Origin of the sequence: Streptomyces sp. HUAS YS2, from assembly GCF_033343995.1 — a bacterium.
Classification (GTDB): Bacteria; Actinomycetota; Actinomycetes; order Streptomycetales; family Streptomycetaceae; genus Streptomyces; species Streptomyces solicathayae.
In genome coordinates this window covers 2,688,454-2,704,660 of the sequence record NZ_CP137573.1, presented here as the reverse complement: position 1 = coordinate 2,704,660, position 16,207 = coordinate 2,688,454, and the positions used below count along the sequence as shown (strand labels likewise).

General features: G+C 73.0%; 14 protein-coding genes. 6 read left to right on the top strand and 8 right to left on the bottom strand.

What is annotated here, in order from left to right:
* Positions 1–3: 3 nt before the first annotated feature.
* Positions 4–1,239 carry a styrene monooxygenase/indole monooxygenase family protein gene (locus R2D22_RS12100; protein WP_318103105.1) on the top strand — a complete coding sequence of 412 codons (1,236 nt, stop codon included), beginning with the start codon at positions 4–6 and terminating at the stop codon, positions 1,237–1,239.
* A gap of 137 nt (positions 1,240–1,376) precedes the next feature.
* Positions 1,377–2,000, top strand: a complete 624-nt coding sequence (locus tag R2D22_RS12095; RefSeq protein ID WP_318103104.1) for a hypothetical protein — start codon at positions 1,377–1,379, stop codon at positions 1,998–2,000.
* Positions 2,001–2,017: 17 nt separating this feature from the next.
* Here R2D22_RS12095 and R2D22_RS12090 read toward each other — a convergent pair whose 3' ends face one another.
* From R2D22_RS12090 to R2D22_RS12075, 4 genes are all read right to left on the bottom strand, one after another.
* The gene (locus tag R2D22_RS12090) at positions 2,018–3,409 is read right to left on the bottom strand and encodes a C40 family peptidase (protein ID WP_318103103.1); all 1,392 of its coding nucleotides are present in this window, start codon (positions 3,407–3,409) and stop codon (positions 2,018–2,020) included.
* Positions 3,410–3,503: 94 nt separating this feature from the next.
* Positions 3,504–3,776, bottom strand: coding sequence for a hypothetical protein (locus R2D22_RS12085; RefSeq protein WP_318103102.1), 273 nt, complete (start codon positions 3,774–3,776; stop codon positions 3,504–3,506).
* A gap of 10 nt (positions 3,777–3,786) precedes the next feature.
* The gene (locus R2D22_RS12080; protein ID WP_318103101.1) at positions 3,787–4,536 is read right to left on the bottom strand and encodes a TetR/AcrR family transcriptional regulator; all 750 of its coding nucleotides are present in this window, start codon (positions 4,534–4,536) and stop codon (positions 3,787–3,789) included.
* Positions 4,537–4,578: 42 nt separating this feature from the next.
* Positions 4,579–5,550: an AurF N-oxygenase family protein gene (locus R2D22_RS12075; RefSeq protein WP_318103100.1), complete on the bottom strand. Its 972-nt coding sequence runs from the start codon at positions 5,548–5,550 to the stop codon at positions 4,579–4,581.
* Between the two features lie 180 nt (positions 5,551–5,730).
* On the opposite strand from R2D22_RS12075, the gene R2D22_RS12070 reads away from it, so the two are divergent.
* From R2D22_RS12070 to R2D22_RS12055, 4 genes are all read left to right on the top strand, one after another.
* The gene (locus R2D22_RS12070) at positions 5,731–6,846 is read left to right on the top strand and encodes a ferritin-like domain-containing protein (protein WP_318103099.1); all 1,116 of its coding nucleotides are present in this window, start codon (positions 5,731–5,733) and stop codon (positions 6,844–6,846) included.
* Positions 6,847–7,008: 162 nt separating this feature from the next.
* Positions 7,009–7,611 carry a Uma2 family endonuclease gene (locus R2D22_RS12065; RefSeq protein ID WP_318103098.1) on the top strand — a complete coding sequence of 201 codons (603 nt, stop codon included), beginning with the start codon at positions 7,009–7,011 and terminating at the stop codon, positions 7,609–7,611.
* A gap of 50 nt (positions 7,612–7,661) precedes the next feature.
* The gene (locus R2D22_RS12060; protein WP_318103097.1) at positions 7,662–8,561 is read left to right on the top strand and encodes an ADP-ribosylglycohydrolase family protein; all 900 of its coding nucleotides are present in this window, start codon (positions 7,662–7,664) and stop codon (positions 8,559–8,561) included.
* 70 nt (positions 8,562–8,631) lie between these two features.
* Positions 8,632–9,498: a hypothetical protein gene (locus tag R2D22_RS12055; protein ID WP_318103096.1), complete on the top strand. Its 867-nt coding sequence runs from the start codon at positions 8,632–8,634 to the stop codon at positions 9,496–9,498.
* Positions 9,499–9,513: 15 nt separating this feature from the next.
* On the opposite strand, the gene R2D22_RS12050 is transcribed toward R2D22_RS12055, so the two are convergent.
* The 4 genes from R2D22_RS12050 to R2D22_RS12035 all read right to left on the bottom strand — a co-directional run bounded on the left by R2D22_RS12050 (position 9,514) and on the right by R2D22_RS12035 (position 16,179).
* Positions 9,514–10,986, bottom strand: a complete 1,473-nt coding sequence (locus R2D22_RS12050) for a penicillin-binding transpeptidase domain-containing protein (protein WP_318103095.1) — start codon at positions 10,984–10,986, stop codon at positions 9,514–9,516.
* Positions 10,987–11,005: 19 nt separating this feature from the next.
* Positions 11,006–12,385, bottom strand: coding sequence for an FtsW/RodA/SpoVE family cell cycle protein (locus R2D22_RS12045; protein WP_318103094.1), 1,380 nt, complete (start codon positions 12,383–12,385; stop codon positions 11,006–11,008).
* Positions 12,386–12,506: 121 nt separating this feature from the next.
* Positions 12,507–15,080, bottom strand: coding sequence for a PBS lyase (locus R2D22_RS12040; protein WP_318103093.1), 2,574 nt, complete (start codon positions 15,078–15,080; stop codon positions 12,507–12,509).
* Positions 15,081–15,222: 142 nt separating this feature from the next.
* Positions 15,223–16,179 carry an ATP-dependent DNA ligase gene (locus R2D22_RS12035; RefSeq protein WP_318103092.1) on the bottom strand — a complete coding sequence of 319 codons (957 nt, stop codon included), beginning with the start codon at positions 16,177–16,179 and terminating at the stop codon, positions 15,223–15,225.
* Between the last annotated feature and the right edge of the window lie 28 nt (positions 16,180–16,207).

Here is a 16,207-nt window from a genome sequence, read left to right as displayed (position 1 = left end):
GCCATGCGGAAGATACTCATCGTCGGAGCCGGCCAGTCCGGTCTCCAGCTCGCCCTCGGCCTCCAGTCGCAGGGGTACGAGGTCACCCTGATGTCCAACCGCACGGCGGACGAGATCCGGTCCGGCAGGGTCATGTCCACGCAGTGCATGTTCGACACCGCGCTCCAGCACGAGCGCGACCTCGGCATCAACTTCTGGGAGACCCAGGCCCCGCAGATCAAGGGCCTCGGGGTCTCCGTCGCCGGCCCCGAGTCCCAGAGGGTCATCGACTGGGTCGGCAAGCTCGACGGCTACGCCCAGTCCGTCGACCAGCGCGTGAAGATGGCCGGCTGGATGGAGACCTTCGCCCAGCGTGGCGGCCAGCTCGTCATCCACGGCGCGGCCGTCTCCGACCTGGACTACTTCTCCCGCACCTACGACCTGGTGCTGGTCTCGGCAGGCAAGGGCGAGCTGGTCTCCATGTTCGGCCGGGACGCCGAGCGCTCCCCGTACAGCGAGCCGCAGCGCGCGCTGGCCGTCGCGTACGTGCACGGCCTCGGCCCGCGCCCCGAGCACCCCGACTTCGACGCGGTCCGCTGCAACCTGGTGCCCGGCGTCGGCGAGCTGTTCGTGATGCCGACCCTCACCACCTCCGGCCGCGCCGACATCCTCTTCTGGGAGGGCGTTCCCGGCGGCCCGCTCGACGTGTTCAAGGGCGTCAAGGACCCGGCGGAGCACCTGTCGCTCACGCTGGAGCTGATGGAGAAGTTCACGCCCTGGGAGTACGCGCGGGCCACCAAGGTCGAGCTGACCGACGCCAACGGCACCCTGGCCGGCCGCTACGCGCCGACCGTGCGCAACCCGATCGGCCGGCTGCCCGGCGGTGGCCTGGTGCTCGGTGTGGCGGACGTCGTCGTCGCCAACGACCCGATCACCGGCCAGGGCTCCAACTCGGCCTCCAAGTGCGCCGCCGCGTACCTGGCGTCCATCGTCGAGCAGGGCGACAAGCCCTTCGACGAGGAGTGGATGCAGGCCACGTTCGACCGGTACTGGGACACCGCGCAGCACGTCACCAAGTGGACGAACGCGATGCTGGGCGTCCCGCCGGAGCACGTGCTGGGCCTGATCGGCGCGGCCGGCCAGCTCCAGCCGGTCGCCGACCGCTTCGCCAACGGCTTCGACAACCCGGCCGACTTCGAGAACTTCTTCTACGACCCGGCGAAGACCGGCGCGTACCTGGAAGAGGCCGCCGGCGCCTGACGCCCCGGCAGACCGGCCCGGACCCCGTCACGCCGGAGGTCCGGGCGGTCGGCCCTGAGGGCGCGTCAGGGTCGGTTCAGGGTCTCGACAGGGTGATGCCTGATCATCCGGAACGGGAGCGCCGAGAAGATCGACACATGACGAACGAGCCTCGGGGGACCCGCGGGACCGCGCTGACGCGGACCGCCTTCATCGCCGCACCACTGTGCCTGCTCGCCTACGGAGCCATCCGCCTCTCCGACCCGGACCACGGTCCGGGGCCCGCCTGGACGATCAGTCATGTCGCCATGATCGCCGGGGTGCTGCTCTTCGGACCGGTCCTTCTCGGCCTGCTGCGTCTGTCGGAGCCGGCGACCGGTGCGGCACGGCTCAGCGCCCGCGCGGCGACGCTGGTCGGGCTGGCCGGGGTGGCGGCGGTCACGGCTCAAGGAGTCATCGACCTCGTCGTCGGCCTCCGGGCCGACGACCGGGCGGGGATGAACCGGCTCTTCGACGAGATCCAGAGCGTCCCCGCCTTGATGCCCGTGGTGTACACGGTCGTCCCGATCCTGTTCTACGTCGGCCTGCTGTGGCTGACGATCCAGCTCGCCGTCCAGCGCCGCGTCGGTGTCTGGTGTCCCGTGCTGGTGGTGCTCGGTACGGCGACGATGGCGGCCAGTCTGGATCTGATACCCGTCGGCGCGCTCCTGTTCTGCGTGGCCCTGTTCCCGCTGGGCCGCGACGCGGCGACGTCCCGCGCCGCAGCCGGCTCCCGGGCGTAGCACCCGCGCCGCCCCCGTCACTCCCGGTCGAAACCCTCGTCCCCGCCGTCCGTGGCTCCCTCCGGGAGCTCGGGCGGCGTGTACGAGGGGAGCGCCGCACCGCCCGGGTCCGGCCGGACCGCGCCGAGCAGCGGATTCGCCGCGATCGGCGAGACCTTGACCTTGCCGCCGGGGCGCGGGGCCTGCACCACCAGGCCGTCGCCGAGATAGATCGCCACGTGCGTGGCACCGGGGAAGTAGACCACCAGGTCACCCGGGCGCAGCTCGGTCAGCTTCACCTTCGGCAGCGTCGCCCACTGCTCCTGGCTGGTGCGCGGGATCTCCCGTCCCGCGCTCGCCCAGGCCTGAGAGGTCAGCCCGGAGCAGTCGTACGAATCCGGCCCCTCCGCGCCCCAGACGTACGGCTTGCCGATCTGCGAGACCGCGAACCGCAGCGCCTCGTCGCCCTCCCGGGACGGGGCCCGCTCGCCGTCCAGCACCCCGGAGTCGAGCAGTTCGCGCTGCGCGCCCGCCGCGCCCTTGCGCTCCAGCTCGCCGAGCGCGGCCAGCTCCTCGGGCGAGAGCGCGGCGAGCATCCCCGAGACCTCCTTCAGCTTCGCCTCGACGGAGTCCCGCGCCTTCTTCTGCCGCGCGGCGAGCACCTGCTGCCGGTCCAGGGCCTTGCGGGACGCGGAGGCCAGCTCGTCGGCCTTCTTCTCACCGCCCGCGAGCCGGGCGATCGTCGCCGCCCGGTCACGCGCCGCACGGTTCATCAGATGACGCTGGTCCATGGCCTGCTGGGGGTCGGGCGCGAGCAGCAGCCGCAGGTAGCCGGAGAACTCGCTGTTCCCCCGGTACTGCTCGCGGGCCAGCCGCCCGGCCTCGTCCCGGCTGCGGGAGAGCGCGGTGCGCGCGGTGGTGAGCCGGGCGGTGACGGCCTTGGTCTCGGCGGTCTGCAGGGTCAGCGCCTCGGCGGTGGCGTTGTACGTCTCGGTCGCCGCCTCGGCCTGCTGGTAGAGGGCGCGGAGCCGGGTGAGCAGCTGGGCGAGCGAGGAGGGGGCGCCGGGCGTGACGGGGACGGCGTCGGGGAGCTCGGACGCGTCGGCGGTGCCGGGGAGCGCGGGGTCACTCGGATCCGCGTCCACGTCCGTGGCGGTGTCGGTGAGGGGGTCGGTGGCGCCGGCGGCGTCCGCGGGCTCCTGGCCGCCGGTCGTCTCCGGGTTCGGTACGCCCGTCCCGCTCGGGACGTCCTCCGGCCCGACCGGGGTCTCCGTGCCGTCCTCGCCGTCCGACGGATCGGGGACCTCGGGCACTTCCGCCGCGACCGGCGGGTCGCCCGGGTCGTCAGCCGTCGCGGCCGGCGTCGGCGCGAACGCCGTCGCCGCGGCGAGCATCCCCGTGCAGACCGTGCGCAGCAGCTTTCCTGACACGTCATCACCTCCACCGCGATGATGCGGGGGAGGTGATCCGATCACCTCACGAGTGGGCGATTCGGCCCAACGCCCTCACCCGTCCGGTCACACGTCAGTCGACCGGCCGCACCGGCTTCGTCCAGGGCCACTTGAGCCCCTCGCGGCCCTCGGGCACGTACTCGTACGTCCAGCCGCGCTGGATGCCCAGCCGCTTGGTACGCCCGGCGGGTTCGCGCCGGTAGGCGTACACGGTGGGCGGGCCGCCGGCGTCGTCCGGCACCGGGACCTCGTACCACTTGGGCGGGTGGCCGGTCGGGCCGACGAGGACCGGCAGGACCTCGCCGTCCAGGGGGCCGCCGTGAAATCGGGTGTACTCGCTTCGCACGGGACCAGTGTCACCCAGTCGTCTCGTCGGGCGCGTCCGCGAGCAGGTGCGCCGCGTGGCCGACGACGGGTACGACCCGGCGCGCCAGCTTTCCCACCGGCCCCGACGCGGTCTCCCGCGTCAGCAGCTCCTCGACGACCGCCGCGGTCTCCGGGTCCGTCGCCGCGGTCGCCGTGAGCAGCGCGACGAGGTGGTCGACCTGCCAGTCCCTCAGCTCGGCGGCGGCCGGCTGCTTGCCCTGGTCCAGCCAGATCAGCGAGGCCGCCTCGACGGCCGCGATCCAGGTCCGGATCATCATCCGCAGCCGCGCGCCCGGCGCCGGCACCCCCAGGTGCAGCTGGATCTGCTCGGCGGCGGCCCGCCGCACCTCGTCCACGATCGCGGTCGTCCGGGAGGTCTCCACGACGCTGCCGCCGCGCAGCAGGGCGCTGAATCCGGCGTCGTGCTCGTCGACGAAGGTCAGGTAGCGGTCGAGGACGCGGGTGAGCCGCTCGGTCGGCGGGCCGTCGGTCGGCTCGCCGAAGCACTCCTCCAGCCGGTCGGCCGCGGAGCGCAGCGCGGCCTCGTACAGCTGCTGCTTGCCGCCCGGGAAGTACCGGTAGACGAGCGGCCGGGAGACGCCCGCCGCCTCGGCGACGTCGTCGAGCGAGACCTCGTCCGGGGTGCGGTGCGCGAAGAGCGTGAGCGCGGCGCCGAGCAGCTGGGTACGGCGCTCCTCCACGCTGAGCCTGCGGTACGCGGGCGAGGCGGCACTGGTCATGCCACGCAGCGTAACCCGGTCGTACGCCGTTCAGGCGAGGAGTCAGGACGACCTCCGGAGCGCCCGCCCGGTCGTCGCCTGGGCCAGCAGGCCGGACGACCTCCAGAGTGCTCGCCCCGGCCCCCGCAGGAGGCCTATGTCGTCGAGGAAGTCCGTCAGGCGCTTCGCACCGGACTGCATGACCTCGCGGCGGTGGCCGCTCGCGCGGACCTGGGCGACGGCCTCGCGACGGTCCAGGCCCACCTGCTCGTACACCTTCGGGCTGACGAAGCAGACCGAGAACACCCGCGCCGCCTCGCCGCAGCTGAGGCGGGTCAACTCCTGCTCCCAGCGGGGCGCGGTCGCCATCTGGCGGCGCAGCTCCTCGCGGGCGTACCGGACGTGCCGGGCCTCCTCGATCACGTGGATCCGGGTCACGCCGCGCACCAGCGGCTGGACCCGCTCGTCCGGGAAGGTCAGCCGCTGCATCCAGTCGAGGATCTCCTCGCCGAGCAGGGTCGCGGCGAAGGAGCCGGGGGTGGTGGAGACGGTCTTCAGGACGCGGGCGAGGTGGTGGTAGATCCGCGGGACCGGGTAGTCCGGGGCACCGCTCCTGCGGATCATCCGGGCGAACATCATCGAGTGCCGGCACTCGTCGGCGATCTCGGTCAGCGCGTAGCGGACGTGGTTGCTGGTCAGGGACTTGTCGTAGATGTGCCGGACGAGCAGCTGCATCAGGATGATCTCGAACCAGATCCCGAGCGAGGCCAGCGAGGCGGCCTCGTGGCGGGCCAGGTCGAGCCGCTGCTCCTCGCCCATCCGCCGCCACAGGGGCGTGTCGTAGAGGGAGACCAGCTCCGGCGGCCAGAACCACTTTCCGTCCTCGAAGGGGGCGTCCCAGTCGAGTTCCGTCTCCGGGTCGAAGGAGTGCTGACGGGAGGCGTCGAGCAGGCGCTCGGCGAGCTGCTCGCGGTCGCGCAGCGGACCGAGCGCGTCGCGCAGCAGTGTGAAGTCCCGTTCGGTGGATGTCGTCATGACCGTGCGCACCTCGCTGTGCAAGCCGTCGCGTTACCGGGGGTCATCGGTTATGAGACTGCCCGTCAGCAAGTGCGTCAATCCCTCGCGCACGACTTGTTGACTCTGTGTCTACCCGCGTGTGAGCCTGCTCGAAGTCCGCCCCGTGCAAGGTCCGTCCAACGGTGTGAGGAGGCGTCGGTGTCGACGCACGACCTGTACGCGAACGCCCCGGGAGACCAGGTCTGGCAGGTGCCGGCCGCCGGCTCGGCCCGCTTCAACTGGGAATACGATCTGAATTCAGCCGGCCGTGACCGGCTCCTCGCCCTGTACCAGAAGGGCAAGGACAAGCAGTGGGACGGCGCGAAGCGCATCGACTGGGACCTCGAGGTCGACCCGTACGACCCGCTCGGCACCCCCGACGAGGTGCTGACGCTCCACGGCACCCGCCACTGGGCGAAGATGACCGAGAAGGACAAGGGCACCCTGCGCCGGCACTACGCCGCCTGGCAGTTCAGCCAGTTCCTGCACGGCGAGCAGGGCGCGATGATCTGCGCGGCCCGCATCGTGGAGTCGGTGCCGGACCTGGACGCCAAGTTCTACTCGGCCACCCAGACCATGGACGAGGCCCGGCACGCCGAGATCTACGGCCGGTTCCTGCACGAGAAGATCGGGATGCTCTACCCCATCAACGACAACCTGCAGTCGCTGCTCGGCGACACCCTGCGGGACTCCCGCTGGGACATGCCGTACCTCGGCATGCAGGTACTGATCGAGGGTCTGGCGCTCGCCGCGTTCGGCATGATCCGCGACACCACCGACAAGCCGCTGCCCAAGCAGATCCTCGCGTACGTGATGCAGGACGAGGCCCGGCACGTGGCCTTCGGGCGGATGGCGCTGCGGGACTACTACAAGCAGCTCACGGACGCGGAACTGCGCGAACGCGAGGAGTTCGTGATCGAGGGCTGCTACCTGATGCGGGACCGGCTGCGCGGCATCGAGGTCCTGGAGAACTTCGGCATCCCGAAGAAGGAGGCGGAGGAGTACTCGGAGCAGTCCGAGTTCCTGCACCTGTTCCGCAAACTGCTGTTCAGCCGCATCGTGCCCTGCGTGAAGGACATCGGCCTGTGGGGCGAACGCCTCCAGAAGGCCTACCTCGACATGGGCGTCTTCGACCTCGGCGACTCCAGCCTCGACCTCCTGATGACCCAGGACGAGGAGATCGCCGAAGCCCTGGACCGCGAACGCTTCGCGACGGAGGAGCGGGAGCGGGTCGCGGAGGTGACGGGGGCGATCGCGGAGGGGGCGGAGGGGTGATGCGAGGGCTGGCATATGTCCCCGTCAATCTCGCGAACGCCCTTCGCTCGTCAGAGGGGCGCATCGTCGTTCCCCCTGGGTAGCCTGGCTGTGCCAGGCAGACTCCTCCCCCAAGCTCTCAGCTTCGTTCGAGCAGGGGGGACCCCCTTCATGGGAGCAATCATGAGCGCCGCACGCGAGTACGGGCTGGACGACCAGTTCGAGTGGCCCCGCCCGCCGGAAGGCGGCTGGACGGCGGACGACCTGGACCGGCTTCCGAACCTGCCTCCGCACACGGAGCTGATCGACGGGAGCCTTGTCCTGATGAGTCCGCAGACTGCGTTCCACGCGCTGACCATGCGGCTTCTGGAGAACGCGCTGCTGGCGCTCGCGCCGGACAGCGTGAACGTCATCCGAGAGATGAGTGTTCGACTTGATGGCCGTAACAGGCCGGAGCCCGACATTCTGGTGTTCCGGTCGGACGCGTACAGGGGCCCGCACCAAACGTTCTTTCTCCCCGAGGACGTTGTTCTGGCCATCGAGGTCGTCTCCGCCGACTCGGAGGATCGTGACCGTGAGGTCAAGCCCCGCAAGTACGCGGAGGCTGACATTCCGCACTTCTGGCGGGTCGAGGAGAACGTGGGTCTGCCGGTCGTCTACGTCTTCGAGCTGGAGCCTGGTACCAGCTCGTACGTTCCGACCGGCATCTTCCACGACCGGCTCAAGGTCTCCGTACCTTTCCCCATCGACATCGACCTCACGGCCGTGGGTCGGCGCCGCGCCTGAGCGAGGGAAACCCCGTGTCCCTCCCGGCGGTTCTTCGTCAGGATGGGCGCATGACCGCCACCCGTACCGCCGATCGTGAAGCCGCTCGTCGCAGTGTCCAGGGGCTCAGTCTCGGGGACGCCTTCGGGGAGCGGTGGTTTCCGCTCTTCCGTGAACCTGCCCGGGCCGCCCGGGAGATCCGTGACCGGGTCGTGCCGACCGAGGCGGAGTGGCACTGGACCGACGACACGGCCATGGCGCTGGCCGTCCTCCGTGTGCTCGTCGAGCACGGCACGATCGAGCAGGACCGGCTCGCGGCCTGCTTCGCGCTCACTTACGACGCCGACCAGGCGCGCGGCTACGGGCACGGCATGCACATGCTGCTGCCGCCGCTGCTCACCGCGCCCGGCGACTGGCGGACCCTCGCGCCGACCCTCTTCGAGGGCGGCAGCCTGGGCAACGGGGCCGCGATGCGCGTCGCGCCGCTGGGGGCCTGGTTCTCCGCGGATCTCGACCTGGTCGTCGAGCAGGCGCGGCTGTCCGCCGAGGTCACCCACGCCCACCCGGAGGGCATCGCGGGCGCGGTCGCCGTGGCGGTCGCCGCCGCCCTGTCCGTGCGTGGCGGGCTCGGCCTCGCCGAGGTGGCCGCCCGTACCCCGGCCGGAGCCGTCCACGACGGCCTCCTGAAGGCCGCCGACGTGCCCCTCGACACCGCGCCGTGGCGCGCCGCGGACCTGCTCGGCAACGGGCAGCGGATCCGCGCCGACGACACCGTCCCGTTCGCCGTCTGGACGGCGGTCCGGCACGCGGACGACCTCGTCGCCGCGCTCTGGGCGACCGCCGAGGGACTCGGCGACGTCGACACCACCTGCGCGATCACCGGCGGGATCGTCGGTGCGGCGACCGGGGTCGAGGGGGTGCCGGCGGCGTGGCTGCGGCGGCGCGAGTCGCCCGGGGCGAGCTGGGCGTGAGCGCCCGGGTCGCCCGGAGCGCGCGCCCCCACGGGGTCCGATGTCGGCGTGGTGCCGTACGGTTCCCCGCATGAGCACGCCGCCGCAGCCGCCGCCGTACGGTCCCGGTCCCCAGCAGCCCCCCAACCCGTACGCGGGCGGGCCCCAGCAGCCGGGCCCCTACGGCGCCCCCGCGCAGGGCGCGCCGCAGGGCGTTCCGCCTCAGTACCCCGGGCCCGGGCCCGCGCAGGGCGGCTGGGGACAGCCGCCGGCGCCGTACGGCCCGCCGCAGCCCCCGTTCGGCCAGCCGCAGCCGCCGAGGAAGAGCCGGACCGGGCTGGTCCTCGGGATCGTCGGCGGCGTCCTGCTCGTCGGCGTCCTCGTCGTCGTGGGCCTCGCCTTCCTCGGCAGGTCCCTGTTCGCGGCGGCCGAGTCGTCGTTCCCGGAGGCCGAGTACAAGCTCACCGTCCCCAAGACCCTCCTCGCCGGCGAGTACAAGCTGCTCACCGACTCGTCCAAGACGGAGGGCAAGGAGGTCGAGGACACCATCGACCCCACCGTCCGGGACGCCAAGGCCGCCATCGCCCAGTACGAGGGCAAGAACGCCGCGGTCCTCGTCGTCTCGGGCTTCCACGGCCGCCTGTCCGACCCCGAGGGCACCCGCGCGCTCATCCTCAAGGGCGCCGCCGACGACCCGAACACGAAGATCGCCGTGCCCGCCAAGAACTTCACCCCGGCCGGCCACGACATCACGATCAGCTGCCAGGTCGCCCGCTCCACCGAGGGCGGCGTGACCTCCACCCTGCCGATGTGCGCCTGGGGCGACGACAACACCGCCTCCTTCGTCGCCGTCGTCACCGCCGAGACCGCGCTGATGGCCCCCGAGAAGGTCGACCTCGCCGCGATCGCCGAGACCACCGCCAAGGTCCGCGCGGAGATGCGCAAGCCGATCGGCTGACCCGCCGACGCGACGTCAGGGGCGCTGCGGCTCCGCCCGCAGCGCCTCCTCCATGACCGCCTTCGCGATCGGCGCCGCGATCCCGTTCCCGCTGATCTCCGTCCGGCGTGCCTCCGCGTCCTCGACGACCACGGCGACCGCGACCCCCGGCTGCGGTGCGCCGTCCGCCTGCGCGAAGGCGATGAACCAGGCGTACGGCGTCCCCGCGTTGCCCACCCCGTGCTGCGCCGTGCCCGTCTTGCCGCCCACCCGCGCCCCCGGGATCGCCGCGTTCGTGCCGGTCCCCTCCGTCACCACCTCGGTCATCATCTGCTGCAGCCGCAGTGCCGTCCCCGGCCGCATCGCCTGCCGGTAGCTCCGCCGCCCCGTCCGGTCCACCGTCCGACCGCCCCCCGCCGTCGTCCGCTCCACCAGGTACGGGTAGGCGATCTCCCCGTTGTTCGCGACCGCCGCCGCCACCATCGCCATCTGCAGCGGTGTCGCCGTCGTGTCGAACTGCCCGATCGACGACAGCGCCAGCTGGTCCACGCTCATGTCCCGGTCGAAGTTGGACGCGGCCACCCCGGACGGGATCCGCAGCCCCGGGTCGTCGAAGCCGAACCGCTCCGCCGCCTCCACCATCCCGTCCAGCCCGACCCGCACCCCCAGCTCGGCCATCACCGTGTTGCACGACCAGCGGATCGCGTCCGCGAGCGACGCGTCCGCGCAGCCGCTCGCCGCGTTCGGCAGCACCGTCCGGGTCCCCGGCAGGACGTACGGCTCGGGGGTGTCGGTCGCCGCGTCGACGTCCGTCACCACCCCCGCGTCCAGCGCCGCCGCGGCCGTCACGATCTTGAACGTGGAGCCGGGCGGATACGTCTGCCGGATCGCCCGGTTCAGCATCGGCTGGTTCGGCGAGCCGTTCAGCCGCGCCCACGCCTCCTTGACCGGTCTCCCCGTCCCGGACAGCACCCCCGGGTCGTACGAGGGGCTGCTCACCAGCGCCAGGATCCGCCCGCTGGACGGCTCGATCGCGGCGACCGCGCCCCGCTTCCCGCCGAGCCCCCGGTACGCCGCCTCCTGCACGGCCGCCCGGATCGTCGTCACCGCGTCGCCGCCCGGCTCCCGCGCCCGGCTGATGTCGTTCCAGAACGGCAGCGGCGCGAGCATCGGGTCCGTGCCCGCCAGGATCCCGTCCTCCGCGTTCTCCACCAGGGTCGTGCCGTACGTCTGGGACGAGTACCCGGTCACCGGCGCGTACACCGGCCCGCGCTTGTACGTGCGCTCGTAGCGCAGCTGCTCGCCGCTGTCCCGCGAGCCGGTCACCGGCTTGCCGTCCACCAGGATGTTCCCGCGCGGCTGCTCGTAACGGGCGATCGCCACCCGCCGGTTGGCCGGGTTCTCGTCCAGCGCCGCAGCCTCCCACAGCTGCACCCGCGCCGCGTTCACCAGCAGCGCGGCGAGCAGGACGAGCAGCAGCGCGGCCGCCCGCCGGATGTACGGGATCATTCCGCCGCCTCCCCGTCGCTCATCGGGCGTCCGGTACGAGCGGGGCGATCGTGCCCGCCTCCACCGTCTCCGGGCGCGGCATCCGCGCCGAGTCGCTGACCCGGATCAGCAGCGCCACGATGACCCAGTTGGTGACGACCGACGAACCGCCCTGCGCCAGGAACGGCATCGCCATGCCGGTCAGCGGGATCAGCCCGGTCACCCCTCCCGCGATCACGAACACCTGGAGCGCCAGGATCGACGCGAGCCCGATCGCGAGCAGCCGGCCGAAAGGGTCGCGCAGCGCGAGCCCGGCCCGGTAGCCGCGCGCGACGAGCAGCGCGTACAGCAGGAACAGCGCGGTCAGTCCCGCCAGGCCGAGTTCCTCCCCGGCCGTCGCCAGGATGAAGTCCGACTTGGCGGCGAAGCCGATGAGGACGGAGTGGCCGAGCCCGAGCCCGGTGCCGAACATCCCGCCGGCCGCGAAGGCGAACAGCGACTGGGCGAGCTGCCCCGGCCCGTCGCCCGCCTCGATGGACGCGTACGGGTTCAGCCAGTCCTCCACCCTGCTGTGCACGTGCGGTTCGAGGGAGCCGACCGCGAACGCCCCGAGTCCGGCGAGCAGCAGACCGACGGCGATCCAGCCGGTCCGGCCGGTCGCCACGTACAGCATGATCACGAAGAGCCCGAAGAAGAGCAGCGAGGTCCCGAGGTCCCGTTCCAGGATCAGCACCCCGACGCTCAGCAGCCAGATCGCGACGATCGGCCCGAGCACCCGGCCGGTGGGCAGCTGGAGCCGCCAGATCCGGCGGCCGGTGTACGCCAGCGCGTTGCGGTTCGCGGCCAGGTACGCGGCGAAGAACACCGCGAGCAGGATCTTGGCGAACTCCCCGGGCTGGAAGGACAGTCCGCCGATCCGGATCCAGATCTTCGCCCCGTTCACTGCGGGGAAGAAGATCGGCACGATCATCAGCGCGAGCGCGGCGGCCATGGAGAGGTACGCGTACCGCTGCAGCGTGCGGTGGTCGCGCAGCAGCACCACGACGGCGATGAACAGCCCCACGCCCAGGGTCGACCAGACCAGTTGGGTGGTCGCGGCCTGGTCCCGGGGCGTCTCCAGGTCGAGCCGGTAGATCAGTACCAGGCCGAGGCCGTTGAGCAGGACCGCGATCGGCAGCAGCAGCGGGTCGGCGAAGGGCGCGCGGAACCGGACGGCGAGATGGGCGACGAGCGCGAGCAGCCCGAGCCCCGCGCCGTAGCGCGCGGCGTCGGGCGGGACGGCGCCGTTCCGCGCCAGGCCGACGTCCATGTAGCCGAAGACGGACAGCAGCACGGCCCCGACGAGGAGCGAGAGTTCCACGCCGCGGCGCTTCGGGACGCGTACCCCGGGCGGGGGCCGGTCCGTCGTCGTTGCGGTCATGGATCGCAACGTAGCAACCGGTAAGCCTTATGTCCCTTTTGTGTGACGGTGTGCCGTCAGGGCGTGGCGGACCCGAGGGGTGGCGGGGAACCGTTTCTGCCGTGGGTCGTCACGCTCTCCCTCAGGCGTCCCGCTCCATCCGGGCCAGTGCTGCCCGGCACAGCGTCAGCAGCTTCTCGTCCTCCCGCACGTCGTGTCCGCTGTAGCCGCCGGCCACCACGTTGTGACGGCGCCGGCGGGCCAGTTCCGTACGGATCACCGGCTCCGCGCCCGCCGCCGCCGGGCCCATCTCCGCCAGGCACTCCGCGATCCTGACCCTGGTGTGACGGTTCTCCTCCCAGCCGGCGAGCAGTACCGGAAGAGCGGCCTCGGTGTCGCCGGAGACCTGCCACAGCGCCATCGCGCCCTCGACCCGCAGCCACAGGTCCTGCGCGCTCAGGCAGCGGCGCAGCGCGGGCGCGACCGAGGCCGCCGCCGGTCCGATCGCGCCGAGCGCGGCGGCGGCCGAGCGCCGCTCGCCCGTCTCGCGGTCCGTCCCCAGCCAGCGCTCCAGCACCGGCAGGGCGAGCCCGGTCTCGCCGGTCACCGCCCACAGGGCGCGCGCGGCCCCGGTGGCCACCGCGGCCGTGCCGCAGTCCAGGAGCCGGCGCAGGTCCGGCACCGCCTCGTGCGCGGCGGGCCCGAAGGCGGCCAGCGCGCGCAGCGCCGACTCGTGCACCCAGTCCCGCCGGTACGCGGGCGCACCGCGCAGCACCCGCAGCACCTCCGGCACCGCCTGCCCGGCCCGCAGGCCGGTCAGCGCGAAGAGCAGCGGGCCCGCGTGGTCGAACAGGGCGTCGTCCAGTTCCACCTGGCCCAGCCTGCGCCGCAGCACCGGGGCGAGCGGCGCCGCGGCCGGGCCGAGCAACGGCACGGTGTACAGCAGGTCGTCGCACGGCTCGGGCCGTTCCAGCGCCCGGGCCAGCACCGGTACGGCACGGGCGTCGCCCGCCCGGGCCAGCGCGAGCAGCGCCCCGTCGGGACCGATCCGCTCCCGCATCCAGGGCCGCGCCTCGGTGGCCACCCGCGCCGCGAGGGCGTCCGTGGCGGGGCCGGCCAGCTCGAACAGGTCCTTCAGCCAGGAGGCGGCGGCCTCCCGCACCCGCGGCTCGGGGTCGGCGAGCTGCTCGCCGACCAGCCGCACGACCTCCTCGTACCGGCCGCGCCACACCCGGATCAGCCCGCCGCACATCCAGATCGCGTCGGCCCGCTGTCCCCAGTCGGGGCTCTGCAACTGGGCGACGATCAGCGCGATCCGGTCGTCGACCCGGTCGTCGAGCGCGGTGTGCAGGGTGCGGAGCAGCTCGTCGGTCCACGGGGTGGTCCGATCCCGCCGCCGCTCGTCGTCGAACTCCCGTAGGTACCCGAGGAGGGTGGGGTGCGGGGCGGCGCCGTCGGCGCCATCGGCCAGGTCGGCGAGGTCGGCGAGGTCGGAGAGGCCGGTCAGGTCGTCGACATCGGTGAGGTCGCCGAGCGCCTGGAGGTCGGGCAGGTCGGGGAGTTCGGAGTGCTCGGTGTGCTCGGTGTGCTTGGGGAGTTGGGCAGGGTCCGAGGGGTCGTGCGGCCCGGGGGGAGCGGGCTGCCCGGACGGGTCGGGGTGCCCGGAGAGTTCGGGGTGCTCGGTCGGGTCGGTGTGGCCGGACGGTTCGGGGCGCCCGGCGAGGTCGGGGTGCCCGGACAGCTCGGGGTGCCCGGCGAGGTCGGGGTGTGCGGACAGGTCCGCGAGATCGGCCAGATCGGGGTGGTGCTCCGGTAGCCCGGTCGTCGGACCGGAGGTCTCCGGGACGGCTCGGCCGGAGTGTTCGGGGAATCCGGCCGCCGGACCGGCGGGGTCCGCGAGGCCGTAAGGGGCGGTGGGGTCGCCCCACGTGCCGAGCGGGTCGCGGTCGGCGGGCGCCTGGGCGGTCTGCGACCGCCCCTCGCGGCGGACCTCCTCCAGGAGTCCGGTCACCGTCACCACCACGTCCGCCGGCAGCCGGTCCGGCGCGCAGCGCGCGAGCTGTGCGAGCGCCGCGAGGCGCAGTCCGGGCGCGCGCGCCGCCCGGGAGACCAAGGCCAGCCAGTCCACCGTCTCCTCGTGCAGCGACTCGTGCCGCAGCGCGATCCGCCCGACCGCCTCGACCAGCGCGAGCCGGACCTGCGTGTCGTTCTCGACGGTCAGCCGCTCGCGCAGCAGGGTCAGCACCCGCGCCGGTTCCGGATGGAGCGAGGCGAGGGCGCACGGCGCGGCGAGCCGTACCTCCGGGTCGGGGTCGAAGACCAGGCCGAAGAACACCTCCGCGCCGGCGGCGACCCCGGCCGCCGCCATCGCGTAGTTCGCCGCGTCCTCGAACTCGTCCTCGTCCAGGTCGAGTTCGTCGAGCTCGTCGTCGCCGTCGAGATCGATCCCGCCGATGCTGGTGAGCAACTCGACGATGCCGCCCCGGTCCTGGACCTCCGGGTCGGCGACGAGTTCGAGCAGGAAGGGGATGCAGGCGAGCGTGGAGTCGTACACGTCGCCCTGATGGTGCACCGCTCCGTACAGCCCGTCGAGGGCGGTCTCCCGTGCGTCGGGGTCGTCCGAGGCGAGTCCGCGCAGCAGTGCCGGTACGTCGTCGGCCGGGCCGTACGCGTGTCCCAACGAGGCCCAGTCGACCTCATCGATCCCGGCCAACATGCCCCCACCTCCCCATGAGCGCTGTGCTAGGGGGCAAGTGTGCACCACCCGGACGGCAAGGAGGACCCGACGGCGAGCCGTGGTTCCCGGCGGGCCCGCGGGGCGCTCGCTTTGCGCCACGCGGGTGTTCACCGCGGGCGCGTCACTCCGTGGTGCGCAGGCGCAGGACGGTGATCAGGTTGTGCTGCCGGGTGGTTCCCCGGGCCACCTCGGCGGTCAGCTCGGGAGGAACGCGCCGGTACGGGACCTCGCCGACGCCGACGGCGGTCACTGTCGAGTCGTCGTCGGCGAGGTCCTCCGCACCCGCCGCCGGCACGCCCAGCGCCCGGCCCGCCTGGATGCGCAGCGCGGGCGCGAGAGGGCTGGAGAGCGCCGGGGTGTCGTCGTCGGGCACCACCAGGACCAGCGCGGAAGGCCGCTGCGCGGGTCCGGTGTACCCGACGACCACGGCGTCCCGGGTGTCGGTGTGCCGGAGCTTCTCCCACAGTCGCGCGCCGCCCCGGTACGTCGAGTCGAGCCGCTTCACGACCAGGCCCTCGACCCCGGCCTCCGGCAGCGTCTCGTACCAGGTCACGGCCAGCTCCGGGTCCGTCGTCATCGGCACCGGCTGGAGGGGTGGCCCGAGCGGTCCGAGGAGCGCGACGAGCCGTTCGCGCCGTACCTCGTACCGTTTCGCCCGCAGATCCGTGCCGCCCTCCGCGAGGACGTCGAAGGCGGCGTACGAGGCGGGCAGCCGGCGCGCGAGGGCGGGCGCCCGCGCGGGCGTGGCCGCCGCGCGCGCCTGTACTGCGGCGAAGTCGGTGCGTCCCTCCCGCCACACGACGACCTCGCCGTCCAGCACCGTGCCGGCCGGCAACTCCCGTGCCGCCTCCGCCAGATCGGGGAACGCGGCCGTGACGATACGGCCGGATCGCGCCTGCAGCAGCACCTTGTCCCCGGGGTACCGGAGGACCACCATCCGGTGACCGTCGAACTTCGGCTCGTACGCGAGCCCCGCCCCGCGCGGCAGCGACCCCACCGACCGCGCGAGCGCCACCCGCACCGGGGGATCGAGACCGGCGGGGAGCCCGGTGGACCCGGGCCGCCCGGCGGGACTCACGGCAGGCTCCCGCTCGGCACCGGGCTCA